Annotated in this window: 24 protein-coding genes; 11 read left to right on the forward strand and 13 right to left on the reverse strand. The window is 62.7% G+C overall.

Features of this window, described 5'->3' with window-relative positions; all coding sequences use genetic code 11:
* Positions 1-45: 45 nt before the first annotated feature.
* The 7 genes from RGQ15_RS03555 to glpD form a co-directional block, all read right to left on the reverse strand.
* Entirely contained in the window at positions 46-1,770 is a 1,725-nt protein-coding gene (locus tag RGQ15_RS03555) for an ABC transporter substrate-binding protein (protein ID WP_311158845.1), read from the reverse strand.
* Positions 1,771-1,831: 61 nt separating this feature from the next.
* Positions 1,832-2,257 (reverse strand): DUF2160 domain-containing protein, encoded by a 426-nt coding sequence (locus RGQ15_RS03560; protein ID WP_311158846.1) that lies wholly within the window; start codon positions 2,255-2,257, stop codon positions 1,832-1,834.
* Complete coding sequence (locus tag RGQ15_RS03565; protein WP_311158847.1) at positions 2,257-3,060, reverse strand: carbohydrate ABC transporter permease; 804 nt, start codon at positions 3,058-3,060, stop codon at positions 2,257-2,259. The genes RGQ15_RS03560 and RGQ15_RS03565 overlap by 1 nt, the downstream gene beginning before the upstream one ends.
* Positions 3,057-3,932, reverse strand: coding sequence for a carbohydrate ABC transporter permease (locus RGQ15_RS03570; RefSeq protein ID WP_311158849.1), 876 nt, complete (start codon positions 3,930-3,932; stop codon positions 3,057-3,059). The genes RGQ15_RS03565 and RGQ15_RS03570 overlap by 4 nt, the downstream gene beginning before the upstream one ends.
* Positions 3,932-5,023 (reverse strand): ABC transporter ATP-binding protein, encoded by a 1,092-nt coding sequence (locus RGQ15_RS03575; protein ID WP_311158850.1) that lies wholly within the window; start codon positions 5,021-5,023, stop codon positions 3,932-3,934. Before RGQ15_RS03575 ends, RGQ15_RS03570 begins: the two co-directional genes overlap by 1 nt.
* Before the next feature lie 11 nt (positions 5,024-5,034).
* Positions 5,035-6,120 carry an ABC transporter ATP-binding protein gene (locus RGQ15_RS03580; protein WP_311158851.1) on the reverse strand — a complete coding sequence of 362 codons (1,086 nt, stop codon included), beginning with the start codon at positions 6,118-6,120 and terminating at the stop codon, positions 5,035-5,037.
* Between the two features lie 10 nt (positions 6,121-6,130).
* Positions 6,131-7,708 (reverse strand): glycerol-3-phosphate dehydrogenase, encoded by a 1,578-nt coding sequence (gene glpD, locus RGQ15_RS03585; RefSeq protein ID WP_311158852.1) that lies wholly within the window; start codon positions 7,706-7,708, stop codon positions 6,131-6,133.
* Between the two features lie 197 nt (positions 7,709-7,905).
* Here glpD and RGQ15_RS03590 point away from each other — a divergent pair, with 197 nt between their 5' ends.
* The gene (locus RGQ15_RS03590) at positions 7,906-8,676 is read left to right on the forward strand and encodes a DeoR/GlpR family DNA-binding transcription regulator (protein WP_311158853.1); all 771 of its coding nucleotides are present in this window, start codon (positions 7,906-7,908) and stop codon (positions 8,674-8,676) included.
* A gap of 18 nt (positions 8,677-8,694) precedes the next feature.
* Here RGQ15_RS03590 and RGQ15_RS03595 read toward each other — a convergent pair whose 3' ends face one another.
* Positions 8,695-9,750, reverse strand: a complete 1,056-nt coding sequence (locus RGQ15_RS03595) for a coiled-coil domain-containing protein (RefSeq protein ID WP_311158854.1) — start codon at positions 9,748-9,750, stop codon at positions 8,695-8,697.
* Positions 9,751-10,097: 347 nt separating this feature from the next.
* Here RGQ15_RS03595 and RGQ15_RS03600 point away from each other — a divergent pair, with 347 nt between their 5' ends.
* Positions 10,098-10,706, forward strand: coding sequence for a TetR/AcrR family transcriptional regulator (locus tag RGQ15_RS03600; protein ID WP_311158855.1), 609 nt, complete (start codon positions 10,098-10,100; stop codon positions 10,704-10,706).
* Positions 10,707-10,740: 34 nt separating this feature from the next.
* Entirely contained in the window at positions 10,741-11,718 is a 978-nt protein-coding gene (locus RGQ15_RS03605; protein ID WP_311158856.1) for a zinc-binding dehydrogenase, read from the forward strand.
* A 3-nt stretch (positions 11,719-11,721) separates the two neighbouring features.
* Here RGQ15_RS03605 and RGQ15_RS03610 read toward each other — a convergent pair whose 3' ends face one another.
* Positions 11,722-12,654 (reverse strand): pirin family protein, encoded by a 933-nt coding sequence (locus RGQ15_RS03610; protein WP_311158857.1) that lies wholly within the window; start codon positions 12,652-12,654, stop codon positions 11,722-11,724.
* 91 nt (positions 12,655-12,745) lie between these two features.
* Between RGQ15_RS03610 and RGQ15_RS03615 the strand changes: the two genes are divergently transcribed.
* Genes RGQ15_RS03615 through RGQ15_RS03625 form a run of 3 tightly spaced genes read left to right on the forward strand, consistent with a single transcriptional unit; the run spans position 12,746 to position 14,613 of the window.
* The gene (locus RGQ15_RS03615; protein WP_311158858.1) at positions 12,746-13,471 is read left to right on the forward strand and encodes an energy-coupling factor ABC transporter ATP-binding protein; all 726 of its coding nucleotides are present in this window, start codon (positions 12,746-12,748) and stop codon (positions 13,469-13,471) included.
* On the forward strand, positions 13,446-14,060 hold the full coding sequence (locus tag RGQ15_RS03620; protein ID WP_311158859.1) for an energy-coupling factor transporter transmembrane component T family protein: 615 nt from the start codon (positions 13,446-13,448) through the stop codon (positions 14,058-14,060). Before RGQ15_RS03615 ends, RGQ15_RS03620 begins: the two co-directional genes overlap by 26 nt.
* 1 nt (position 14,061) lies before the next feature.
* Positions 14,062-14,613 carry a biotin transporter BioY gene (locus RGQ15_RS03625; RefSeq protein WP_311158860.1) on the forward strand — a complete coding sequence of 184 codons (552 nt, stop codon included), beginning with the start codon at positions 14,062-14,064 and terminating at the stop codon, positions 14,611-14,613.
* Between the two features lie 56 nt (positions 14,614-14,669).
* Here the strand turns inward: RGQ15_RS03625 and kynU are convergent, their stop codons facing one another.
* Positions 14,670-15,917, reverse strand: coding sequence for a kynureninase (gene kynU / locus RGQ15_RS03630; RefSeq protein WP_311158861.1), 1,248 nt, complete (start codon positions 15,915-15,917; stop codon positions 14,670-14,672).
* A gap of 64 nt (positions 15,918-15,981) precedes the next feature.
* On the reverse strand, positions 15,982-16,632 hold the full coding sequence (locus tag RGQ15_RS03635; RefSeq protein WP_311158862.1) for a carbonic anhydrase: 651 nt from the start codon (positions 16,630-16,632) through the stop codon (positions 15,982-15,984).
* Positions 16,633-16,773: 141 nt separating this feature from the next.
* Here RGQ15_RS03635 and RGQ15_RS03640 point away from each other — a divergent pair, with 141 nt between their 5' ends.
* From RGQ15_RS03640 to RGQ15_RS03660, 5 genes are all read left to right on the forward strand, one after another.
* Entirely contained in the window at positions 16,774-17,157 is a 384-nt protein-coding gene (locus RGQ15_RS03640; protein ID WP_311158863.1) for a hypothetical protein, read from the forward strand.
* 65 nt (positions 17,158-17,222) lie between these two features.
* The gene (locus tag RGQ15_RS03645) at positions 17,223-18,620 is read left to right on the forward strand and encodes a leucyl aminopeptidase family protein (RefSeq protein ID WP_311158864.1); all 1,398 of its coding nucleotides are present in this window, start codon (positions 17,223-17,225) and stop codon (positions 18,618-18,620) included.
* Positions 18,617-19,489, forward strand: a complete 873-nt coding sequence (locus tag RGQ15_RS03650) for a C40 family peptidase (protein ID WP_311158865.1) — start codon at positions 18,617-18,619, stop codon at positions 19,487-19,489. The genes RGQ15_RS03645 and RGQ15_RS03650 overlap by 4 nt, the downstream gene beginning before the upstream one ends.
* Before the next feature lie 23 nt (positions 19,490-19,512).
* Entirely contained in the window at positions 19,513-20,568 is a 1,056-nt protein-coding gene (locus tag RGQ15_RS03655; protein WP_311158866.1) for a saccharopine dehydrogenase, read from the forward strand.
* A gap of 84 nt (positions 20,569-20,652) precedes the next feature.
* Positions 20,653-21,825: a PQQ-dependent sugar dehydrogenase gene (locus RGQ15_RS03660; protein ID WP_311158867.1), complete on the forward strand. Its 1,173-nt coding sequence runs from the start codon at positions 20,653-20,655 to the stop codon at positions 21,823-21,825.
* A 12-nt stretch (positions 21,826-21,837) separates the two neighbouring features.
* Here RGQ15_RS03660 and RGQ15_RS03665 read toward each other — a convergent pair whose 3' ends face one another.
* Both RGQ15_RS03665 and mutL read right to left on the reverse strand, forming a co-directional pair.
* Positions 21,838-22,209 carry a DUF3775 domain-containing protein gene (locus RGQ15_RS03665; RefSeq protein ID WP_311158868.1) on the reverse strand — a complete coding sequence of 124 codons (372 nt, stop codon included), beginning with the start codon at positions 22,207-22,209 and terminating at the stop codon, positions 21,838-21,840.
* Between the two features lie 49 nt (positions 22,210-22,258).
* Entirely contained in the window at positions 22,259-24,100 is a 1,842-nt protein-coding gene (gene mutL / locus RGQ15_RS03670) for a DNA mismatch repair endonuclease MutL (protein ID WP_311158869.1), read from the reverse strand.
* Between the last annotated feature and the right edge of the window lie 26 nt (positions 24,101-24,126).

Consider the following 24,126-nt stretch of genomic DNA (forward strand, 5'->3'; position numbering starts at 1 on the left):
GGGTCAGCGTGAAGGGGCAGCGCCCGAGCGCCGCCCCGTCCGGCATCACTGCCAGGATTTGATCAGTTCGTCATAGGAGATCGTCTCGCCCTGCGGCTTCTCGTTTTCGAGCATCGCCACCGGAGAACCCTCGGCGTCCAGCCATTCCTGGGGGTCCTTTTCCTCATTCAGCTTGGGACCAAGGTCGCCCTGAACACCGGCGCGTTCCAGACGTTCCAGCACGCGTTCCTGTTCGGCGCAAAGCGCATCCAAAGCCTCTTGCGGGGATTTCGCGCCGGACATGGCATCACCGATATTCTGCCACCACAGCTGAGCGAGCTTCGGATAGTCGGGGATATTCGTTCCGGTCGGCGACCATTGCACGCGCGCGGGCGAGCGGTAGAATTCGACCAGACCGCCCAGCTTGGGCGCCCGCTCGGTGAAGGACTTGTCCTGAATCGTCGATTCCCGGATGAAGGTCAGCCCGACATGTGACTTCTTCACATCGACCGTTTTCGAGGTGACGAATTGCGCATAGAGCCATGCGGCCTGCGCGCGATCTACCGGCGTCGATTTCAGCAGAGTCCACGACCCAACGTCCTGGTAGCCGATCTTGGTGCCTTCCGACCAATAGGCGCCGTGCGGGCTTGGGGCCATGCGCCATTTCGGTGTGCCGTCGGCATTCACCACGGCGGTGCCTTCCTTGACCATGTCGGCGGTAAAGGCGGTGTACCAGAACATCTGCTGGGCGATATCGCCACGCGCCGGAACCGGCCCCGCCTCGCCAAAGGTCATGCCCTGCGCTTCCGGAGGGGTGTATTTCTGCAGCCATTCGATAGCCTTGGTCACGGCATAGACGGCCGCCGCGTCATTGGTGGCACCGCCCCGCGCCACGCATGAGCCGACGGGTCGGCTGTTCTCATCGACCCGGATGCCCCATTCGTCGACGGGCAAGCCATTCGGTTCACCCTTGTCACCCATGCCGGCCATGGACATCCAGGCGTCGGTGTAACGCCAGCCAAGGCTCGGGTCCTTCTTGCCGTAGTCCATGTTGCCCCAGGCCTTTGCCGGGCCACCCTCGATATAGGACATGTCGCGGCCGGTGAAGAATTCGGCAATGTCCTCATAGGCGGACCAGTTCACCGGGACGCCAAGGTCATAGCCATACTTGGCCTTGAAATCGTCCTTGGTCTTCTGATCGTTGAACCAGTCATAGCGGAACCAGTAGAGGTTCGCGAATTGCTGATCGGGAAGCTGATAGAGGTCACCGTCGGGCGCAGTGGTGAACTTCAGCCCGATGAAGTCGTCAAGGTCCAGCGTGGGGCTGGTGACATCCTTGCCCTCTTCCTCCATCCACTTCGTCAGCGAGCGCGCCTGCTGATAACGCCAATGGGTGCCGATCAGGTCAGAGTCGTTGACATAGGCGTCATAGACGTTCTCGCCGGTCTGCATCTGGGTCTGCAGCTTCTCGACGACGTCGCCTTCGCCGATCAGGTCATGGGTGATCTTGATCCCGGTGATCGCGGTGAAGGCCGGGGCCAGCACCTTGGCTTCGTATTCATGCGTCGTGATCGTTTCCGAGACGACCTTGATATCCATTCCGGCCAGCGGTTGCGCGGCGTCGATGAACCATTGCATCTCGGCTTCCTGATCGGCGCGGGACAGCGTCGAAAGATCCCCGATCTCGGCATCGAGGAACTGCTTGGCTGCCTCCATGTCGGCCCAGGCCGGTGCCCCTCCCATGACCATGAGCGCAAGCGCCATGGCCGTCGTCCTTCTAATCGGTCTCATGTTTTCCTCCCTTATGAGACGTCAGTTTTTTCCGCGCGGCCTGCCGGGACCGCCGCGGCATTCAAACCCAGCGGAACACCGCCGCGGCATAGGCAAGACTGAGCCCCAGCCCCCACCAGACCGGAGGCCCGGCAAGGAACAGCCAGCCAAGGCAGATGAAGGCAGAGCCAAGCAGAGTTATGAAAAGCCGGTCGCCGCGCGTCGTCTCGATCCTGAGAACCCCAGCGCGCGGCGTCTCGGGGAAGCGGACAGCAAGGATCGTGAAGATCACGAGCAGGCTGGCAATGGTCCAGAAGAACAGCGCAACCGGGAAGGTCCAGGCCATCCAGCCACCGGCGATCATCGGCGCGGTCCATTGCCTGGCCCCATCCCTGACCGGCACGGCCCAGAGCAGGAAGGCCAGCACCGCCCCCAGCACGATGGCGGCGGTCATATAGACGGCAGGCCAGGGGGTGCGGGAGTCCTTGTCGATTGCAGCGTCGCTCATCAGACCCTCCCCAGGGCAAAGCCCTTGGCAATGTAGTTGCGCACGAACCAGATGACCAAGGCGCCCGGCACGATCGTCAGAACACCCGCGGCGGCAAGCACGCCCCAATCCATCCCCGAAGCCGAGACTGTGCGCGTCATCGTGGCGGCGATGGGCTTTGCATTCACGCTTGTCAGGGTGCGCGACAGCAACAATTCGACCCAGGAGAACATGAAGCAGAAAAATGCAGCCACCCCGATGCCAGACGCGATCAGCGGCATGAAGATCTTCACGAAGAAGCGCGGAAAGGAATAGCCGTCGATATAGGCCGTCTCGTCGATTTCCTTGGGCACCCCCCGCATGAACCCTTCCAGGATCCAGACCGCCAAAGGCACGTTGAAAAGGCAATGCGCCAGGGCAACCGCGATATGCGTGTCGAAAAGCCCGATCGAGGAATAAAGCTGGAAAAAGGGCAGCGCGAAGACCGCAGGTGGCGCCATCCGGTTCGTCAGCAACCAGAAGAACAGGTGCTTGTCCCCGATGAAGCTGTAGCGGCTGAAGGCATAGGCAGCGGGCAGCGCCACCGTGATCGAGATGACCGTGTTCATCACCACGTAGATGATCGAGTTCACGTATCCCATGTACCAACTCGGGTCGGTCAGGATGGTCCGGTAGTTGCGGAAGGTCAGATTGTGCGGGTACAGCGAGAAGGTCCCGGTGATCTCGGCATTGTTCTTCAGGCTCATGTTCACGAGCCAGTAGATCGGGATCATCAGGAACAGCAGGTAAAGCGTCATCACGACGCCGGAATAGCGTGCCTTCATTGCCCGGCCTCCGCTTTGTCCATGTTGGTCATGACGGTGTAAAAGACCCAGCTGACCAGCAGGATGACCAGGAAATACATCAGGCTGAAGGCCGCCGCCGGACCCAGGTCGAATTGCCCCACCGCCATCTTCACGAGGTCGATCGACAGGAAGGTGGTCGAGTTGCCCGGCCCCCCGCCGGTGACGACAAATGGTTCGGTATAGATCATGAAGCTGTCCATGAAGCGCAGCAGCACGGCGATCAGCAGCACACCCTTCATCTTGGGCAGCTCGATATAGCGAAAGACGGCCCAGCGGCTGGCCTGGTCGATCTTGGCGGCCTGGTAATAGGCCTGCGGGATTGACTGAAGACCCGCATAGCAAAGCAGCGCGACAAGGCTGGTCCAATGCCAGACGTCCATGACGATGACCGTGAGCCAGGCATCGAGCGGATCGTTGACGTAATTGTAGTCAAGCCCGATGGCCTCAAGCGTATGGCCCAGCAGACCAATGTCCACGCGGCCGAAAATCTGCCAGATCGTGCCGACGACGTTGAAGGGGATAAGCAAGGGCAGCGCCATCAGGACCAGCACGAGACTGGACCAGAAGCCCTTCTTGGGCATGTTCAGCGCGACGAAAATGCCCAAAGGCACCTCGATCGCGAGGATGATCGCGGAAAACAGCGCCTGCCGCCCAAGCGCCGCGTGCAGCCGGTCGGAATGGATCATCTCGTCGAACCATTCAAGACCGGCCCAGAAAAAGGCGTTGTTCCCGAACGTGTCGTTGAAGGCGTAGTTCACGACCGTCATCAGCGGAATGACCGCCGAGAACGCAACCAGCACCAGCACCGGAAGGACGAGAAACCAGGCCTTGTTGTTCTGGATCTTCTGCATCAGGCGGCCCTTTCCAGAGATTTCGGGCTCACGCGCCAATCATCCGCGTAGACGCCGGTTTTTCCGGGGGCGAAGCTGACATGGGGCTGGCCCTGAGGCAGCGCGACACCCTCGGGCACGACGACATTGAACTCGGTGCCCGCCACTTCTCCCCTTATGATACGGTGGCGCCCGACATCCTCGACGCGGCGGATCTTCAGGGGAAGGCCGTCACGTTCGGTCAGGACGACGTGCTCCGGTCGGATGCCGATCTGCTGGCGCCCCGCGACAGCGCCGAATTCGGCACCGAGATCGACAACCGCGCCGCCGGCCAGCCTGGCGTGACGCCCTTCGACCTGCGCGTCGATGAAATTCATCCCCGGCGAGCCGATGAAATAGCCGACGAAGCTGTGGGCCGGCGCATCGAACAGTTCCTCGGGCGTGCCCATCTGGACAACGCGGCCATCATACATGACGACGACCTTGTCGGCGAAGGTCAGCGCCTCGGTCTGGTCATGGGTGACATAGATCATCGTGTGGCCGAACTGGCGGTGCAGCTGCTTGAGTTGGGTGCGCAGCTCCCATTTCATATGTGGGTCGATGACGGTCAGCGGCTCATCGAAAAGGATCGCGTTCACATCCTCGCGCACCATGCCTCGGCCAAGACTGATCTTCTGCTTTGCATCGGCCGTCAGACCCTGCGCCTTGCGCGACAGCATCGCCTCCATGCCGATCATCTGCGCGATCTCCTCGACGCGAGCCGCGATATAGGCCGCATCCTTGCCGCGGTTGCGCAGAGGAAACGCCAGGTTATCGCGTACCGTCATGGTGTCGTAGACGACCGGGAACTGGAACACCTGGGCGATATTGCGCTCTGTCGTCGGGGCGTCGGTCACGTCCGCGTCCCCGAACAGGATGCGCCCCTGGCTGGGGCGCAAAAGCCCCGAGATGATGTTCAGAAGCGTCGTCTTGCCACAGCCCGAGGAACCGAGCAGCGCATAGGCGCCGCCGTCCTGCCAGACATGGTTCATTTCCTTCAGCGCGTAATCCGACTCGGATTGCGGGTTCGCATTGTAGCTGTGGGCAAGGTTCTTGAGCGTGATCTGTGCCATGGCCCTCTCCCTCAGGCTGCATTCGCATAGGCAGCGCGGGCGGCCAACCGCCCGTCGCCGTCGAACAGGTAGACATGCCGCGGATCGAGCCAGAGCGAGATCTCCTGCCCTCGCGCCATGTCATGCACGCCCTCGACCAGCGCGATCCAGCTTTCCTCGCCATGCGCGACATGGATGAAGCTCTGCGCGCCGGTGATTTCGGTCACCAGCACCTTGCAGCGAAACTCCAGCGCATCCGGAACATGCCGGTCCATCGACAGATGGTTGGCACGGAAGCCCGCCAGATAGTCGCCATCCGCGACCGCGAATGCGCCTTCGGCCGGGGCTGGGACGCCCTCGCCAAAGCTCAGTCTCGCACTGCCCTTGCGGACGGGGGTGAAATTCATCGGCGGATCGCTGAAGACGCGGGCGGTGATCGCATCGACCGGTTCGCGATAGACACGCGGCGTCGGGCCGAATTGCGTCACCCGACCTTCCCACATTGTCGCCGTATTGCCGCCAAGAAGCAGCGCCTCTTCGGGTTCGGTCGTGGCATAGACGAAGATCGCGCCCGAGGCCTCGAAAATGCGGGGGATCTCGACGCGCAATTCCTCGCGCAGCTTGTAGTCGAGATTGGCCAGCGGCTCGTCCAGAAGCACGAGGCCCGCGCCCTTGACCAGGGCCCGCGCCAGCGCGCAGCGTTGCTGCTGCCCGCCCGACAGTTCCAGCGGCTTGCGGGCAAGCATCGGCGTCAGGTGCAGCATCTCGGCAGTCTCGCGCACCTTGTTGTCGATCTCGTCCTTGGCCCGGCCGAGAATGCGCAGGGGCGAAGCGATGTTTTCGTAGACCGTCAGGCCGGGATAATTGATGAACTGCTGATAAACCATGGCGACACCGCGGTCCTGCACTCGCCTTCCGGTCACATCCTCACCATTCCAGAAGACACGCCCCGAGGACGGCTGGTCCAGCCCCGCCATCAGCCGCATCAGGCTCGTCTTGCCCGAAAGGGTCGGCCCCAGCAGCACGTTCATCGTGCCATTCTGCAATGTCAGGCTGGTGGGGTAGATGTGCGTCTTTCCCCCAACCCTTCGTGACACCGCTTTCAACTCCAGCGTCATTGCCTCTCCTTCATTCGGCCGCGTCGGCGGCCTGATCGGCAAGCCATCGGGCCAGCCCATCGATCTGTTCGTCCGTCATCTTCAAACCCAGCTTGGTGCGCCGCCAGACGATATCCTCGGCGGTGCGGGCGTATTCGCGAGACTGGAACCAGCGAACCTCGGCTTCGCTCAGCCCCGCACCGAAATCGCGACCCAGCTCCTCGCGGCTTTGCGCCTCGCCCAGGATCTCGAAGGTTTCGGTGCCATGGGTGCGCAGCAGTCGCTGGACTTCTGCGGGTGCAAGAAACGGATAGGTCCGGGCGATGCGCGCCGAAAGCTCGGCCACACCCTCGACCGGGAAGTCGCCGCCAGGCAGCGGGACACGCGCCGTCCAGGCCGAGCCTGCCTGCGGAAAATGCGGCACGAGCTTCGCCATGGCGCTTTCCGCAAGCCGTCGATATGTCGTGATCTTTCCACCGAAGACGTTCAGAAGCGGCGCGCCATCCTCGTTCAGGCTGAGCACATAGTCCCGCGTGGCTGCGGTCGCCGATTTCGCGCCGTCGTTGTAAAGCGGCCGCACCCCGGAATAGGTCCAGACCACCTGATCGGGCGTGACGGCCGCGGCGAAATATCGGCTCGCGAAGGCACAAAGGTAGTCGCGCTCTTCGTTCGTGCAGCGAGCCTCTCCCGGAGGTCCCTTGTGATCCATGTCGGTGGTGCCGATCAGGGTGAATTCCTGTTCGAAGGGGATGGCAAAGATGATCCTGCCATCCGTCCCCTGGAAGAAATAGCAGCGGTCATGGTCATACAGCCGTGGCACGACGATGTGGCTGCCCCGCACCAGCCGAACGCCCTCGGACGTCGAGATATGGGCAACATTTCGAACAACGTCTTCGACCCATGGGCCCGACGCATTGACGAGCGCGCGAGCCTGAAAGCTTCTGGGACCCTCGGGGCCCTCCGTGGAGATCTGCCACATGCCCTCTGCCCGTTCGGCTCGGGTGACACGGGTCCGGGTCAGGACCCGCGCCCCACGCGCCTCGGCATCGCGCGCATTGAGAACAACCAGCCGCGCATCCTGCACCCAGCAATCGGAATATTCCCAGCCAAGACGAAAACCCGGCCTGAGCGGCTGACCTAGCGGGTCCGCCACGAGATCGAGACGGCGCGTTCCCGGAAGGATCTTCCGCCCGCCCAGGTTGTCGTAAAGAAACAGGCCCAGCCGGATCAGCCAAGCCGGGCGACGCCCCCGCATCCACGGCATCGCGACCCCAAGCAAGCGGGATGTCGGCGTGTCGCTTTCAAAGCGCATGTCCGGCGAATAGGGCAGAACGAAGCGCATGGGCCAGCTGATATGGGGCATGGCCTCGAGCAATGTCTCGCGTTCCTCAAGGGCTTCGCGGACAAGGCGAAACTCGAAGAACTCAAGATAGCGCAGCCCGCCGTGGAACAGCTTGGTCGAGGCCGACGATGTGGCCTGCGCCAGATCGCCCATTTCGGCCAAAGTCACGGAAAGCCCGCGCCCGACCGCATCGCGCGCGATCCCGCAGCCGTTTATCCCGCCACCAATGATGAAAAGATCGCTGACCGATCCCGCCTTGTTTGACACCGATTCCTCCGACGAAGCCTCCCAACCTCGCAACAACGAGGCTGCACCCGGGATCACTCACAGGTCAACAAGAATATTCGTTTATATTGCGGTATGATGAAAAACGAACATCTGGATGCGCGTTATGATCATCTTGCGCATATTCGCGAAAGATCTAAAGTCCGTTCGAGGTGAGGTGCGATGACGGAGGGAGGCGCGTGGCATTGAGCATCCGACAAGGCGAAATACTCGAACTGGCGCGGACCGAAGGTCGCGTCCTGGTCGAGGATCTTGCCCTGCGCTTCGAGGTGACACTGCAAACCATTCGCCGCGATCTGGGCGAAATGGCCGAAGCCGGCCTTCTTGATCGTGTGCATGGCGGCGCCGTACCCCGTGCGGGAACGGTCAATCTGGGCTACGAGGCGCGGCGGCGCATGAATGCGGAAGCCAAGGCTGCTATCGCCGCTGCGTGTGCTGCCGACATCCCGGACAATTGCAGCCTGATCCTGAACCTGGGCACGACAACCGAAGCGGTCGCCCAGGCCCTGATCCATCATTCGAATATCACGGTCGTCACCAACAACATGAACGTGGCCAATATCCTGCTTGCCAATCCAGGCTGCGAGATCATGGTCGCGGGGGGGGCGTTGCGCCGCTCGGATGGCGGTCTGGTAGGGGAACTGACGACGCAGTTCTTCGAACAGTTCAAGGTCGACTATGCGGTCATCGGAACTTCTGCGCTGGATCTCGACGGCGACCTGCTGGATTTCGATCTGGCCGAGGTGCGGGTCAGCCGCGCGATCCTGCGTCAGGCGAGGAAAAGCTTTCTCGTCACCGATCACTCGAAGCTGGGACGACCAGCGCCGGCGCGGATCGCCAGCCTGTCCGAGATCGATACAGTCTTCACCGATCGTCCCTTGCCGCGCGAACTGACAAGTCTCTGCGCGGAGTGGAAAACTGATCTGAAGATATGCCCCCCGACATCGTAGAGTGACCGGGGCTTCGCCTCAAAGACCTGCTGCGATCCGATCCCGGACGCGACCGCCACGGATCGCGCCGAACCAGGCCGCGCCTGCCGCGAGGCAGGCCGAGACGACCAACAGAAGTGAAGCGAAAACCGCCGCCAGTCGCAGCGTGGCGACAAGGGATGCCGCCTTTTCCTTGGCCTGAGCAATTCTTTCCTCGGCCTCGCCGCGCAACTGGTCAGCCCGCGCCTTTGCATTCTCCACCTTCGCGGCGGCCTCGGCCCTGATGTCCCGAGCGCGCGCAACGGCATCCTCGATGCGGGCGGAAGCCGTTTCTTGCGCAAGCCCGGTCAATTCGCTCAGACGACGGCGGAGAAAACCTTCGTCTTCGCTGCTGATGTCGCCGCTCCGCACGACTTGAAACAGGATCGCGGCGACTTGTCGGCGAAACTCGGCGATTTCCTCACGTTGGATCTGCGGGATGGACTGCCTCTCGTCAGGGCGCAGCAGGCGGTCGACAATATAGTCGATCGCGCCCGACTGAAGGCTTTCCGGCAGTGCATCTTGAGGCGAGGGCAGTTCCGGCGTCCCTGGCAGCGCTTCGCGCGCCTTGCCGGCCAGATCTTCAATCGCCCCGCCGACACCCCCCGCCCTTTCGATCACAGCATCGACCGCGGCGCCAGCTTCTACGAGGACAGCTTCGACCGAATTGGCGAGCCCACGAACCGCACCCCCGACCAGCCCGGCTGCAAGCAAAAGGGAAAGGATCAGACCGATCGCCCAAACGGCAAGCCCGCCCACACCGTCCCGCATGGCCGTTTCGCGCTGCGGGCTGGCAACCGAACGGCGTCGCATTCGCCCGGCAATATAACCACCCAGAAAATAGGGACCGAGCAGGGACACCACCAATGCCAACGCAGCAAGGATGGCCCAGACGGGCCTTATCCCCGCAACATCTCCAAGCGGCAAAGCTGCAAGGGCGAGCCCCGCCGCCAGAGTTGTCAAAACGACCGCCGCTCCAAGGGCGATCAGCGCACCGGCCAGGACCGCGCTCCAGTCCACATGGCCGCGTTCCGGGTCCGGTGCGGCTCCTTCCATCAGGTCAGGCCGAGCATCGACAGGATGAACAGAACCACGACCACCAGACCCACGAGATAAATAATGGAATTCATTTCGCAAACTCCCTTCCGAGCTGACATTCCCTTTTGCGGATCAACGACACGAACGCCCGGATGGTTGCAGCAGTGTCGAACAAATTCATGGCGCCTTGCCCGCATCGAGCAGTGGCCGAGATCCGCGAATGGAACGCTTGCCCCGATGAGTGCGATTCCGGATCGACCCGTTTCACATGAAACGGCGTCACATGCCCAACGCGTTGGACATGATCTAGACGATCGGTCTAATTTTTTATAGACGACCGGTCTAATTCTTGCTAACCAGTCTTCATGTCGATAGCGAAGAAATCCGAGACAACCCGGCTGAACATCCTGCAGAACGGCCATCGGCTGGTGCAAAAGAAGGGCTTCGCGGCGCTTGGCCTTCAGGAAATCCTGGCAGCATCAAATGTGCCGAAGGGCTCGTTCTATCACTATTTCGCGTCGAAAGAGGCTTTCGGCGTCGCACTTCTGCAAGACTATATTCAGGATTACGCCAAGAAGCTTGAGCCGCTGCTTGCAGAGGGCTCGGGGCGAGAACGCTTGATGCGCTACTTCACCGGCTGGATTGCCGATGACAGGGATGTCGGTCAGCCGGGCTGGGCCGAGGATTGCCTTGTGGTCAAGCTGGCGGCAGAGGTTTCGGACCTTTCCGAAAACATGCGCCATGTCCTGAGTGACGGAGCCGACGCGCTTGTCATGCGCCTTGCCGAGGTGATCCGCGAAGGACGCAAGGACGGCTCGCTCGGTCCGGGCATCAAGCCGACGGCGCTGGCCCAGACGCTATATCAGATGTGGCTCGGCGCGGCCCTGCTCGCGCGTCTGACGCGCAGCCCCGCGCCCTTCGAACATGCCCTTTTCGCGACCGAGCGCCTGCTTGATTGCGACAATGATGACTGACCGCCCAAGGCGGTAAATATCCAAGGAGATTGCCATGCGCAGTGCCATTCATTCGACCTTCGGCGAGCCGGCCGAAGTGCTTTCTCTGGGCGAAAGCCCCCTTCCCGAGCCCGCCGAGGGGCAGGTTCGGGTCCGCACCATCCTTTCTCCGATCCACAATCACGACCTTTGGACCGTGCGCGGCAACTATGGCTACAAGCCTGAACTGCCCGCGATCGGCGGATCTGAAGCGGTCGGCACCGTCGACGCATTGGGAGCAGGCGTCGAGGGCATCGCCATCGGCCAGCGGATCGCAGTTGCGGGAGTCCATGGTACATGGGCCGAGTATTTCCTTGCACCGGCCGCCAGCCTGATCCCCCTGCCCGACGCCATCACGGATGAGCAAGGTGCCCAGATCATCGCCATGCCGTTCAGCGCGATCACTCTCATCGAGTTCATGGGAGTTGAGCCGGGCGACTGGGTGATCCAGAACACCGCGAACGGCGCCGTCGGCAAGGCTGTCGCGATGCTGGGCGCTGCACGAGGCGTCAACGTCATCAGCCTTGTGCGCCGTGACGCGGCCATCTCCGAGATGGAGGCACTCGGGATCGGCCATGTCATCTCGACCGAGACCGAAGGCTGGCAGGATCGTGTCCGCGAGATGACGAAGGGCGCATCGATCCGGGCAGGCGTAGATTCGATCGGCGGCAAGGCCAGCGGCGAGATGCTGGGCTTGCTGGGTGAGAAAGCTCTGCTCGTATCCTTCGGAAACATGACCGATGGCGGGATGGAGATTTCCTCCGGCGACCTGATCTTCAAGCAGGCGACCGTGAAGGGCTTCTGGGCCGCGAAGGTCAATGAGACGCTTCCGCGTGCCGACATGGCCCGACTGATGGGCGAACTGATTACCCAGGTCGCCGAAGGCAAGCTGCTGCTGCCAGTTGACGGGATCTACGGGCTGGACCAGGCCCGCGAGGCGGTGACGGCTTCGTTGACGGCAGGCAAATCCGGCAAGGTGCTGTTCCGGCCCTGATCTTCACGGCAGGGGTATGTATTCGCGATCATCCCCCCATGGCAGCCGAAACTGCCCCTGCCCCCAGTTTGCGGCCCGCCATTCCTCCTTGGCGTGCTCGATCCGGTCACGCGACGATGCGACGAAGTTCCACCAGATATAGCGTGGCCCGTTCAGCGTCTCGCCGCCCAGCGTCATGATCCGTGCGCCGCTTTCCCCGCCCGCCACGGTGATCCGGTCGCCGGGACGAAAGACCATCATTCGCCCCGCCGGGAATTCCTGACCCGAGATCAGGATCGACCCTTCAGTGACATAGATGCCGCGATCCTCATGATCGTCAGGCAGCGGGAACCGCGCGCCGGGCGCAAGAACCACGTCCAGATAGAACGTCTCGGAATACATCTTCACGGGCGCCGTCTCGCCATAGGCCCGTCCCAGGATCAGTCGCGCCTGAACGCCGCCATCGGCAAGCTCGGGCAATGCCGATTTTTCGTGATGCTCGAAGGCGGGGTCCATATCCTCATGGCTTTCCGGCAGGGCGATCCAGGTCTGGATGCCGAACAGCGAATGGGGCCCCTTTCTTCCGTCCTCGCTGGTGCGTTCCGAATGGGTCACACCCTTGCCCGCGATCATCCAGTTCACCTCGCCCGGAAGAATGACCTGATCCGAGCCAATACTGTCGCGATGGTGGAAATCGCCCTGGTAGAGATAGGTCACCGTCCCAAGCCCGATATGGGGATGCGGACGGACATCGACCCCCTGCCCCGTCAGGAATTCTGCCGGTCCGGCCTGATCGAAGAAGATGAAGGGCCCGACCATCTGCCGCTTGGGCGCGGGCAATGCTCGCATGACCTCGAAGCTGCCAAGATCTCGCGCGCGGGGAACGATCAGCGTTTCGATGCTGTCCAGAGACACCTCGTCGGGGCAACCAGGTTCAAGTGCGGGATTCCAGCTCATACGGAGCCTCCATCGGTGATCCGGGTTTCAATGGGCTGCAAAGATGTTAGAGGGGTTCGCGATTCTGACAAACCCTCCCGTGAGGCGCGACATGCAAGCCGGTTCAGGCATTCAGGTTCAGGGCTTGTCCCATGATATCGGCACGCGTCGGGTGCTTCGGGGGATTTCGCTTGACCTGGTCCAATCGCATATCGGGATCATCGGTCGCAACGGATCGGGCAAAAGCACCCTGGCACGCCTGCTTGCCGGCCTGATCGAGCCTTGCGAAGGCCGTGTGCTGATCGAGGGTGTCGATGTCCTGAAGGACCGTCGCGCGGCAATCGCGACGGTGGGTATCCTGTTCCAGAATCCCGAGCACCAGATCATCTTTCCGACCGTCGCCGAGGAGATCAGTTTTGGCCTGCGCCAGCTTGGCCGAAGCAAGGCCGAGGCCCGCGAAGAAACCGTCAGGACATTGACGCGCTTTGGCAAGGAACAATGGCTCGACGCCAGTACCGAAGCGCTGTCCCAGGGGCAGAAGCATCTTCTGTGCATCATGGCGGTTCTGGCTATGGGACCGCGCTGGCTGATCCTTGACGAGCCCTTTGCCGGGCTCGACATCCCGACGCGCATTCAGCTTTCGCGCCATCTCGACGGCTGCGGCGCCCGACTGCTGCACATCTCGCATGAACCGCGAGACCTGGCCGGATATGGGCGGATCTGCTGGCTCGACAAGGGCAGCATCCGCGCCGATGGTGGCCCCGCCCTGCTGGCCGAGTTCGAGGCCGAGATGATCCGCGAAGGGGGCCGGGATGATCTCGCTGACATCGCCGGTTAGGACAAGGGCCCACGCCTGGCCGGCCACGGCCAAACTTGCCGCGCTTGCTATCGTCTCGACTGTCTTGTTTCTCGTGCCGGACCTGCGGCTTCAGGCGGCGGGACTCGTCGCAGCGCTTGCGCTTTACGCGCTGCCGGGGTCGATCTTCATGCGCCACGGGCTTCGACAGCTATGGGTGATCTGGCCCTTCGTCGCGCTGCTTTTGGCCTGGCATGCCTTCGCCGGCAACTGGCCCGAGGGCATCCGCACGGCGCTGCGCATGACGACCGCCGTGGCACTGGCCAACCTCGTCACAATGACGACGACGCTCAGCGAGATGACCGACGTGATCCACCGCCTGTTCCGCCCATTGCGCCGCATCGGCCTGCCGACAGGTGTCATCGAGGCGGCGATCCCGCTTGTCATCCGGTTCACGCCCACGCTGGTCACCAAGGGCCGCCTGCTGCTTGACGCATGGCGCGCCCGCTCGCCACGTCGCGCAAACTGGCATATCGTATTGCCGATGGCGCTCTTGGCCCTGGACGATGCCGACCACCTTGCCGAATCCCTGCGCGCGCGGGGTGGCCTAATCCCCGATGAGGAGAACTGACTTGGAAAGAAATGTCGCGCAGATCGCGCTATTCGCGGCGCTGATCGCCGCCCTGGGCCTCGTGCCCAAGATCACCCTGGCCTTTGGCGTTCCCGTGACCGCCCAAAGCATGGGCGTCATGTTGGCAGGTGCGGTTCTGGGAGCAAAGCGCGGCTTCCTGTCGATGCTGCTCTTCGTGATCCTCGTCGTCATCGGATTGCCGCTTCTGGCCGGTGGTCGTGGAGGGCTGGGTACGCTCATGGCTCCAACTGCGGGCTTCCTGATCGGCTTCCCCTTTGCGGCCTATGTGACTGGACTTTTCGTCGAACATGTCGGCATCCGCCCGAACGGTCTGCGGGCCGCGATCGGCTCGGTCCTTGGCGGGATTGTCGTGCTTTACGCCTTTGGCGTTGTTGGAATGTCGATCGGCCTTGGCAAGAGCATCATCGAATGTCTCGGCCTGGTCACCGCATTCGTGCCGGGGGACCTGCTCAAGGCCGGGATCACCGGCATGCTTGTCGCCGCAGTCGCCAAGGCGCGGCCCCAGACGGTGAGCTGGGCAACCCAGAGCTGAGACCTAGCGAGATATGCCGGGGCGCGCCTCAGTTCGCCCCGGAACATCCGGAAAGGTCAGGTGACCGCAGCGCGGACCGCAAACCGTTCATCCCGCCAGGACCCGCTTTCCAGCACTTCCATCAGCACATCGGCCGCCCGGGCGACATCGGCAAAGCTGAGGTAAAGCGGCGTGAAGCCAAATCGCAGCACATCGGGCGCCCGGAAATCACCGATAACCCCCCGCTCGATCAGCGCCTGCATCACCTGGTAGGCATCGTCATGCGCGAAGGCGACCTGGCTGCCTCGCTCCTGCGGATCGCGAGGGCTGGTGAGCGTGAGACCGAGCCCCGAGCACTTCCCCTCGACCAGCCGGATGAACAGATCGGTCAACGCCATGCTCTTGGCGCGAACCGCGTGCATGTCTACCCCGTCCCATATATCCAGCGCGCCCTTCAGCGCCCGCATCGACAAGATCGGTTGGGTGCCACATTGGAAGCGTCGAATTCCTGGATCTCCGTCATATCCGGTCTCGAATGCAAAGGGGCGTGCATGTCCCCACCAGCCGCTCAGCGGCTGATCCACTTGGCCAAGATGCCGTCGCGCAACATAGATGAAGGCCGGTGCTCCCGGACCACCGTTGAGATACTTGTATGTGCAGCCAACCGCGAAATCTGCGCCCGACGCATCTAGCTCGACCGGCAGCGCGCCCGCCGAATGGCACAGGTCCCAAACCACCACGGCCCCCGCCCCATGGGCAATACGGGTCAGTTCCGTCACGTCCCGCAGCGCGCCTGTCCGGTAGTTCACCTGATTGACCAGCACGACCGCGACATGGTCGTCGATCAGGTCCTCGATGCGATCGGCCTCGCGCCCTTCCAGTCTCAGGGACATGCCCGGAAGCGTCGAGATCACGCCCTCGGCCATGTAAAGATCAGTCGGAAAGCTGCCCGCCTCGGCGACGATGACATTGCGCCCCTCGCGCAGTCCGATCGCAGCGTGAAGGGCCTTGTAGACATTGATCGAGGTCGTGTCCGAAACGACCGTCTGGCCGGGCCCCGCACCGATCAGCGCGCCGATCCTGTCGCCCAGCTCGACCGGAAGATCGAACCATCCGGCCGAGTTCCAACTGCGGATCAGGTCCTGCGCCCATTCCTTGCGGGCGGCCATATCAAGCGCGGCCATCGCATCATGGCTGGCCACACCCAGGGAGTTCCCGTCCAGATAGATCTCGCCATCGGGCAGCATGAAACGCCGGCGCAGATCGGCCAGCGGATCGGTCGCATCCAGATGGGCAATGTCATCGGCGGTGGGCAGGGCGGTCATGGATCATCCTCTCGGCATTTGCCGGTGATCCATATCAGCCCGCCCCAGCCCTTTCGACATGGTTTCAGCCGACGAGCGAGAAACCTTCGCTCACAGGATCGAATTCCTTCAGCGTGCCTTCGGCAATGTCGTGGACCACGCCATGCAAGGACAGGTTTCCTGCCTCGACATTTGCCCGTACGAAGGGGAAGGTCATCAGGTTCTCGAGAGAAATCAGCACGGCCTGTCTTTCAAGTTCGCCGATCTGGTTCTCGGCAGGCAGATCCTTCACCCGCTCATATCCAGGTCGCAGAATGTCCATCCAGCGACCGACGAAGCTCGTCTTTTCCTCAAGCTCCGGGGCATGGCCCGAGCACATCGCGTGGCAGCCCGCGACACCACCGCAATTGGTGTGGCCCACGACAACCAGATGCGCGACCTTGAGCGCATTGACCGCATATTCCACTGCGGCCGAGGTGCCGTGCTGCTGACCATCCGGCATGTAGGGTGGAACGAGGTTCGCGATGTTGCGGTGAATGAAGAACTCGCCCGTGTCGGCGCCGAAGATCGAAGTGACATGCACACGCGAATCGCAACAGGCGATGACCATCGCGCGCGGATGCTGGCCGCCTTCGGCGAGGCGGCGATACCAGCTGCGGTTTTCGCCAAAGGTTGTTGCACGCCAGCCTTGGAAGCGCTGGACAAGGTATTGGGGCAGCGGTCGGGCCTGTTTCATGACGTCCTCTAATCCCGTTTGGGCGCTACATAGCACCCAAGACCGATAAAGTTCGAGAGGTTTAGCGATCCGCTCTCAACCATTTCTTGATGGATAGATGACAGTTTCCGCAACCAGAATGTACCGAGTTCGAGGTGGAAAATGGCCGCAATCGCGCAGCTTGCAGTAGAAGAGCGGGTGCTGATCGACAAGCAACGGCTGGAAACGATCGTGACGGAACTGGGCGAAACCGTCGCCTCGCAGGTCATCGGCCTGGCTCTTGAGCAATTGGCTCTTGCGATGAACAGGACGCTTGCGGCTGCCGGTGAAGGGGAATTGGCGGATGTTGTCGCCGATGCCGACCGACTTTCGCGTCTCGCCTGGCAACTGGGGCTTGTCACCCTGGCCGGTGTGGCCATTGATGTGGGCAGCAGCGCGGAACAGCGGGATCTGGGGGCATTGGGGGCGACCTGCGCACGCCTTCACCGGATCGGAAGCCAGTGCCTCACTCGGATCTGGGATGATCCCACGCAGGAGGCAAACTGAAGCAGGGCTTGCGGCCAGCCCTGTCCGCGCTACCTTGCCGGTATCGACAAGGACAGGCCTGCCCCATGACCGAGCTACCCGAATTCGCCCCGCAATCAGCCGAAAGCCTGCCGATCTGGCTGGTTCGCCCCGGCGATGACGGCCCTGCGCTGCCTGCCGAAGCAGGCGAAATGGCAAAGATCTGGGCCAAGGCGCAGGGTTTTTCGGGTCGCGCGGGGCAGCTTTGCCTATTGCCGACGCCGGATGGAAAGATCGCTGGCGCGGTTTACGGGATCGGTTCAGCGGAACGCGCCTTTCGGGACCGCTACGTCTTGGCCAAGGCCGCCGAGGCTCTGCCTGCGGGCGATTGGCACATCGCGCAGATGCCCGAGGATATGGATGGCGAAACCGCCGCGCTTGGCTGGCTTTTGGCGCAATATCGCTTTGCCCGCTACAAGAAGGCCGAGCCGCCGGCCGCACGCCTCGTCTGTCCGCAGGGCGTCGATGGCGACCGCGTCATCGCGCTGGCGGCCGGCGAATATCTGGCGCGCGACCTGATCAACACGCCGGCCTCCGACATGGGGCCTGACGAACTTGAACGCGCAGCTTGCGAGCTGGCCGAACGTCACGGGGCCAGTGTCTCGATCACGAAGGGCGAAGCCTTGCTGGCGCAGGACTTCCCGATGATCCACGCTGTCGGTCGCGCAGCGGCGCAGGAGCCCCGGCTGATCGATCTGGTCTTCCCCGGCTCTGGGCCCCAGTTGACGCTGGTCGGCAAAGGCGTCTGCTTCGACACCGGCGGGCTCGACATCAAGCCACCCTCGTCGATGGCCATCATGAAAAAGGACATGGGCGGGGCGGCAAACGTCTTGGGCCTTGCCGAAACGCTGGCGCGACTTGGCCTGACCCGGAACATGAGGTTGCGCGTTCTGATCCCTGCGGTGGAAAATGCCATATCCGCCAACGCCTTCCGTCCGGGAGACATCCTGACCAGCCGCAAGGGCCTGACGGTCGAGGTGAACAATACCGATGCCGAAGGTCGCCTTGTTCTTGCCGATGCGCTTGCCCTTGCCGATGAGGAGAGGCCAGAGCTTCTGATCTCGATGGCGACGTTGACCGGCGCGGCCCGGGTCGCGCTGGGTCCGGATCTGCCACCTTTCTTCTGCGATGATGATGTGATCGCTGCGGCGATCCAGAACTCTGGCAGGGATTGCGCGGATCCGGTCTGGCGAATGCCGTTCTGGGAACCATATGAATCGATGATCGAACCCGCGATCGCAGATCTCGACAACGCTCCGGGCGGCGGGTTCGCCGGAGCGATCACGGCAGCGCTCTTCCTGCGTCGCTTCACCGACAAAGCCCGCCACTACGTCCATTTCGACATTTACGGCTGGCAGCCCACTGCGGCACCGGGAAGGCCCAAGGGCGGCGCGGGCCAGGGCATGCGTGCGATCCTGAACGCCTTGCCGGAGATCCTGTCATGAGCGACGCGATGCTCTCGAAGCCGCAGGCAACCGACCGCCGACTGACCCCGGCGACAGATCGGATCGCGCTCGAGGATTTGCGGGGCACGTTGGAGCGTCCCGAATACACTTCCGGACATCCCGCCCGCCTTGCCGTTTCCGTGGCGGATCTCTGCCGTGCGCCGGAAGCCGCGCGCGACCGCCAGGTAATTTTTGGCGCAGATCTTCTGATCATCGAGCAGAGACAGGACTGGGCCTTCGTTCAGGCTGTCGCGGACGGGTATTGCGGATGGGTTCGCAGCACGGCTCTGGCGGGATCGGACACGCCCATCACGCATCGGCTGAGCGCGCCGGCAAGCCATGTCTACCCCGAGCCCGACATGAAAACCCCCGAGCTTGGATCGCTGTCGCTTGGCGCTAGGCTGTCGGTCACCGAGATGCGCAACGGTTTCGCCCTGCTGTCTCAAGGGGGTTGGGTGCCAGCCCAGCATGTCACGGACGCACCGGCAAAGGACCCGGCCTTAGTCGCGGAAATGCTGATCGGCACACCCTATCTGTGGGGCGGCAACAGCCGCTTCGGCATCGACTGTTCCGGCCTCGCCCAGGCTGCGCTGACGGCCTGCGCCATCCCCTGTCCAGGCGACAGCGACATGCAGGAAGCGGCCTTCGCCGTGGTCGAGGACGAGATTCGTCGCAACGATCTGCTGTTCTGGCCCGGGCATGTCGCGCTGGCGCTGGACAGCGAACGAATGATCCATGCGACGGCATGGACGATGAGCGTGGTGGTCGAGCCCATTGCCTCGGCAGTCGCGCGCATCGATGCGGCAGCCCAAGGCCCCTATCTGGGCGCGCGTCGTCCCCCGCTTGCCGCAACGGCAGCCTTTCCCTAGTCCAAAGGAAAACGAGGACAAGAATGGTGCATCTCTGGGTCAGGGCAGAAAGCCGTCCAAACGAACGTCGCGTCGGCATCACACCCGACGGGGTCCGCGATCTGGTTGGGCGCGGCTTCAAGATAACAATGGAAGAAAGCGCCCATCGCATCATTCCCATGGCGGATTACATCTCGGCAGGAGCCGAGGCGGCGCCCGAGGGAAGCTGGCCGGGAGCCCCTTCGGATGCGATCATCTTTGGGCTGAAGGAGTTGCCCGAGGCCGATACGCCGCTTTCACATCGCCACATCATGTTCGGCCATGCCTACAAGGGCCAGCCTGCCGGACGCGCGCTTCTGCATCGCTTCAAGGCGGGCAATGGCAGGCTTTACGATCTCGAATACCTGACCGAAACCAACGGACGCCGTCTTGCTGCATTCGGTTACTGGGCCGGGTTCGCTGGCGCGGCGGTATCGCTCATGGCATGGGCGGCTCAGAAACGGGGCCGGATCTGCGGACCGGTCGGGGTCTATGGCTCGCAGATCGGAATGACCGACACGTTGCGGGCCGATCTGGATGCCACCGGCCTGCCACGTCCCAGCGCGATCGTCATCGGGGCGCTCGGCCGCGTCGGCAGCGGAGCGTCTGACCTGTTGACCCGCATGGGCGTCAAGGTAACCCGATGGGACATGGCCGAGACAGCCCGAGGTGCGCCCTTCCCCGAGATTCTCATGCACGACCTGTTCATAAACTGCATCCTCGCCCAGCCCGAGACGCCAGTTTTCGTTGCGCCTGACGCGGTCGATCCGGGCCGCAGCCTGACAGTGATCGGGGATGTCGCCTGCGACCCGACCAGCGAGTTCAATCCGGTCAAGGTATATGACCACGTCACCGATTGGTCCCACCCCGTGCTGCGCGTTGCCGAGCATCCGCCGCTTGACGTGATGGCCATCGACAACCTTCCCTCTCTACTGCCGTTGGAAAGTTCGGTGGATTTCGCTGCCCAGTTGCTTCCGGTCCTGCGCGACCTTGACCGAATCGATGATGGCGCATGGGCGCGCGCCGGCGAGCTTTACGACGAACACAGTTCACGGATCTGAGCGCCCATCAGGACAGGTTGCCGCTGCCATTTGCGGACTGTCCGAAGCGCCGGGGAAAACCGAGGCAACGGAAGGAACGCGATCATGAAACATCTCAGCACGCTCATCCTCCTTGCAGGGTTGGCTGGTTCACCCACCCTCGGGCAGACCCTGTACGCAAATCCGCCGCATGCTGAATGGCAGACCCCCGCATTCAAGAACCAGACGCGCGCGCCGGTGCTGCGCGTCGGAATTCACGCCAAGCAGGAAATCCTTGCTACTGGGCTCGAGAAGCCCTGGGGCCTGGCGCTGCTTCCGGACGGCGGCTGGCTGATCACCGAGAAGCCGGGCCGGATGCGGCTCTTTCGCGACGGAAAGCTTTCCGAGCCGCTGAAAGGGCTCGACATGGTCGAGGGTGAATTGCTCGATGTCGCAGTGGCAAAGGACTTTGCTGCGACCCGTCAGATCTGGTGGAGCTTCTGGAATCCCGCCCCCCGTGACAATGCGACACTCACCGTCGGGACTGGCGTGCTTTCCGAAAGCGGCGATGCCATCGAGGATGCTCGGATCATCTTTCAGGAAGAACCGCTATGGGGCCCGACCCTGCATTTCGGCGCACGTCTGGTTCCCGACAATGAAGGCCATCTTTTTCTGACATCGGGTGATCGCGAGAACGAAGATATTCGCATGTCCGCGCAGGACGTGAATACCGTCATCGGCAAGGTTCTGCGGATCGACGCGCAAACCGGTAAGGGCGTCAAGGGAAACCCGTTCTTCGAAGGTGGAGGTAAGCCCGAGATATGGTCCTGGGGCCATCGCAATCCACAAGCGGCAGACCTAGACGATCAGGGCAGGCTTTGGACAATCGAGCATGGGCCGATGGGCGGCGACGAGGTCAACAAGCCCGAGCCCGGCCGGAATTACGGCTGGCCCATCATCACCTATGGCCAGGATTACGATGGTGAGCCGTTCGGAGACGGGATCACCCAGCACGAGGGGATGGAACAGCCGATCTATTACTGGGACCCCAGTATCGCGCCGGGCGGCGCGGCCTTTTACCGGGGCGATATGTTCCCTGATCTTCAGGGCGATCTGCTGGTCGGGGGGCTGAACTCCGAAGCCCTCTTCCGGCTCAGGCTAAAGGATGACCGCGTTTTCGCCGAACAGCAGATCGCCAAAGGGATGGGCAGGATCAGGGACGTGGCGGTTGCACCCGACGGGTCGATCGTCGTTCTGACCGACGCGGAAGACGGCAAGTTCATCCGCCTGTCGCGCTGATCGAACCGGGGATCAGACCGGGTGCTGCAGGTCGTCCTCGGCCGCCTCGGGGGAAATGCCCAATGCATCCATCCCGGCTTCGAGATAGTCGGCCAGTTGCGGTTCGCCCATCAGGTAGCTTTCGGTCGGAGAGCGTTTCTCGAGCTTGGCAGTCTCGATCGCCTCGGCAAGATCATCTGCGGTGAACGTATCCCGCCCGATCCACATGACGGCAACAAGGCTTGCCTTTTCGTCGTCATTCAGGCCAGCGATGAACTCGGCAAGCTCGGCTCTGGTTCCATGACCGGCGCGCTGGCCATTATGGGCCCAAGCATTCACGCCGCTGTCGTATTCGCGGGCGCGGATAATGACATGGGCGATCTTTTCGGGACTGATTTCCAGCATGACGGGATCTCCTCTGCGCAAGTGTCGCGCCAGCCGTGTGCCACGTCAACTAGCGACCGAAGAGCCGTTCGATATCCGTGAGCTTGAGTTCGATCCAGGTGGGCCGGCCGTGATTGCACTGGCCGGATTTCGGGGTCCTCTCCATTTCCCGCAAAAGTGCGTTCATCTCATCCGCGTTCATCCTGCGGCCAGACCGGACCGAGCCGTGGCAGGCCATAGACGAAAGAACGGCGTCAACGCGCGCACGTAGCCGTTCCGAGCTTCCCTGGTCGGCGAGATCATCGAGAATGTCGCGGATCAGGGCCGGTGCGTTGATACGCTTGATCAGCGCAGGTACTTCGCGCACGGCGACGGCCCCGCCGCCGAAGGGCTCGATGACAAGTCCAAGCTCGGCCAGTTCGTCCGCGACGCCCAGGATGCGGGCGGCGTCCCCTTCGGCAAGCTCGACAATCTCGGGGATCAGAAGGGCCTGGCGGGCAATGCCGTTCATTTCGGCCTGAGCCTTCAGCCGTTCATAGACCAGCCGCTCATGCGCGGCATGTTGATCTACGATCACGATGCCTTCGCCCGTCTGGGCGATGATCCAGTTCTCGTGCAGTTGCGCGCGTGCGGCCCCCAGCGGGGCATCGACCGACGGCGCGGCCTCATCGGGTTCGACCCGGGCCGCGGGCATTTCGGCAAAACCGGGGGCCTGGAATGAAAGGCTCGCGGCGATGGCCTGAGGCGATGGACGATCGAAGACAGGCCGGTAGTCGCCCTGATACGCGCCCGATACGGTCAAATTCCCAAGGGTCGGTTCAGTCCGGGCCACACCCAATGCGGCGGTCGCGACCGTCGTGGAAGAGCGATGCCCCGCCCGCGCCAAGGCATGGCGCAGGGCCGAGACGACCAGACCGCGCGCCATGTCGGGTTCGCGAAAACGAACCTCGGCCTTGGCCGGATGCACGTTTACGTCGACCTGATGCGGCTCGCAGGAAACGAACAGTACGACAGCCGGGTAACGGCCGGACGGCAGCACATCCATGTAACCGGCCCGAAGCGCTCCGGTCAGCAGCTTGTCCCTGACCGGGCGGCCGTTGACAAAAAGATGCTGGGCAACCGCCGCACCACGAGAATAGGTCGGCAGCGCGGCGAATCCGGTCAGCGTGATGCCGTCGCGGCTGGCGTCGATCGGCAATGCATTCTCGATGAAATCCCGACCCATGATCCGCGTAAGACGGGTCTGAAGCGCGCCGAAAAGCTCACCCTGCTCCGCATCGGCGCGGAACAGGGTGCGACCTTCATCCTCGTCGATCAGGGTGAAGCCGACATAGGGCTCTGCCATCGCAAGCCGGCGCACGACCTCGACCACGGCCTGAGTTTCAGCGCGATCCGTTCGCAGGAACTTCAAGCGCGCGGGCGTGGCAAAGAACAGGTCACGCAGTTCGACCGCCGTTCCTCGATTGCCCGCAGCAGGCTTGACGGGGCTGATCCGCCCGCCAGAAACGCCGATTTCGGCTCCGTCGAAGCCAGCCGCCCGGCTCGTGACGGTCAACCGCCCCACCGCGCCAAGGCTGGGCAGCGCCTCGCCCCGAAAGCCAAAGCTGCGGATGTCCAGAAGATCGCTTCCGTCGATTTTTGACGTGGCATGGCGCGACAGGGCCAGGGGCAGGTCTTCGGCCGTCATGCCGCAGCCATCATCCGTGACCCGGATCAGGGCCTTGCCGCCCTTGGAAATGGCGATCTCGACCCGGCTTGCCCCGGCATCCAAAGCGTTTTCGACCAGTTCCTTGACCGCCGAGGCGGGACGTTCGACGACTTCGCCCGCCGCGATGCGGTTGGCTGCAGCTTCGTCGAGTTGACGGATGACCGGGCGCGCTTCCTGATGCATGTTGGGGGGCTGGCTGTTCATACCCCCAGATCTAGCACCTCCGACCC

This window comes from Paracoccus sp. MBLB3053 (genome assembly GCF_031822435.1).
Classification (GTDB): Bacteria; Pseudomonadota; Alphaproteobacteria; order Rhodobacterales; family Rhodobacteraceae; genus Paracoccus; species Paracoccus aurantius.

Coding starts and splice junctions, on each gene's coding strand:
- RGQ15_RS03555 (WP_311158845.1), bottom strand. CDS start 1,770: ATGAGACCGATTAGAAGGACGACGGCCATGGCGCTTGCGCTCATGGTC.
- RGQ15_RS03560 (WP_311158846.1), bottom strand. CDS start 2,257: ATGAGCGACGCTGCAATCGACAAGGACTCCCGCACCCCCTGGCCTGCC.
- RGQ15_RS03565 (WP_311158847.1), bottom strand. CDS start 3,060: ATGAAGGCACGCTATTCCGGCGTCGTGATGACGCTTTACCTGCTGTTC.
- RGQ15_RS03570 (WP_311158849.1), bottom strand. CDS start 3,932: ATGCAGAAGATCCAGAACAACAAGGCCTGGTTTCTCGTCCTTCCGGTG.
- RGQ15_RS03575 (WP_311158850.1), bottom strand. CDS start 5,023: ATGGCACAGATCACGCTCAAGAACCTTGCCCACAGCTACAATGCGAAC.
- RGQ15_RS03580 (WP_311158851.1), bottom strand. CDS start 6,120: ATGACGCTGGAGTTGAAAGCGGTGTCACGAAGGGTTGGGGGAAAGACG.
- RGQ15_RS03595 (WP_311158854.1), bottom strand. CDS start 9,750: ATGGAAGGAGCCGCACCGGACCCGGAACGCGGCCATGTGGACTGGAGC.
- RGQ15_RS03600 (WP_311158855.1), top strand. CDS start 10,098: ATGTCGATAGCGAAGAAATCCGAGACAACCCGGCTGAACATCCTGCAG.
- RGQ15_RS03605 (WP_311158856.1), top strand. CDS start 10,741: ATGCGCAGTGCCATTCATTCGACCTTCGGCGAGCCGGCCGAAGTGCTT.
- RGQ15_RS03610 (WP_311158857.1), bottom strand. CDS start 12,654: ATGAGCTGGAATCCCGCACTTGAACCTGGTTGCCCCGACGAGGTGTCT.
- RGQ15_RS03615 (WP_311158858.1), top strand. CDS start 12,746: ATGCAAGCCGGTTCAGGCATTCAGGTTCAGGGCTTGTCCCATGATATC.
- RGQ15_RS03620 (WP_311158859.1), top strand. CDS start 13,446: ATGATCTCGCTGACATCGCCGGTTAGGACAAGGGCCCACGCCTGGCCG.
- kynU (WP_311158861.1), bottom strand. CDS start 15,917: ATGACCGCCCTGCCCACCGCCGATGACATTGCCCATCTGGATGCGACC.
- RGQ15_RS03635 (WP_311158862.1), bottom strand. CDS start 16,632: ATGAAACAGGCCCGACCGCTGCCCCAATACCTTGTCCAGCGCTTCCAA.
- RGQ15_RS03640 (WP_311158863.1), top strand. CDS start 16,774: ATGGCCGCAATCGCGCAGCTTGCAGTAGAAGAGCGGGTGCTGATCGAC.
- RGQ15_RS03645 (WP_311158864.1), top strand. CDS start 17,223: ATGACCGAGCTACCCGAATTCGCCCCGCAATCAGCCGAAAGCCTGCCG.
- RGQ15_RS03650 (WP_311158865.1), top strand. CDS start 18,617: ATGAGCGACGCGATGCTCTCGAAGCCGCAGGCAACCGACCGCCGACTG.
- RGQ15_RS03655 (WP_311158866.1), top strand. CDS start 19,513: ATGGTGCATCTCTGGGTCAGGGCAGAAAGCCGTCCAAACGAACGTCGC.
- RGQ15_RS03660 (WP_311158867.1), top strand. CDS start 20,653: ATGAAACATCTCAGCACGCTCATCCTCCTTGCAGGGTTGGCTGGTTCA.
- RGQ15_RS03665 (WP_311158868.1), bottom strand. CDS start 22,209: ATGCTGGAAATCAGTCCCGAAAAGATCGCCCATGTCATTATCCGCGCC.
- mutL (WP_311158869.1), bottom strand. CDS start 24,100: ATGAACAGCCAGCCCCCCAACATGCATCAGGAAGCGCGCCCGGTCATC.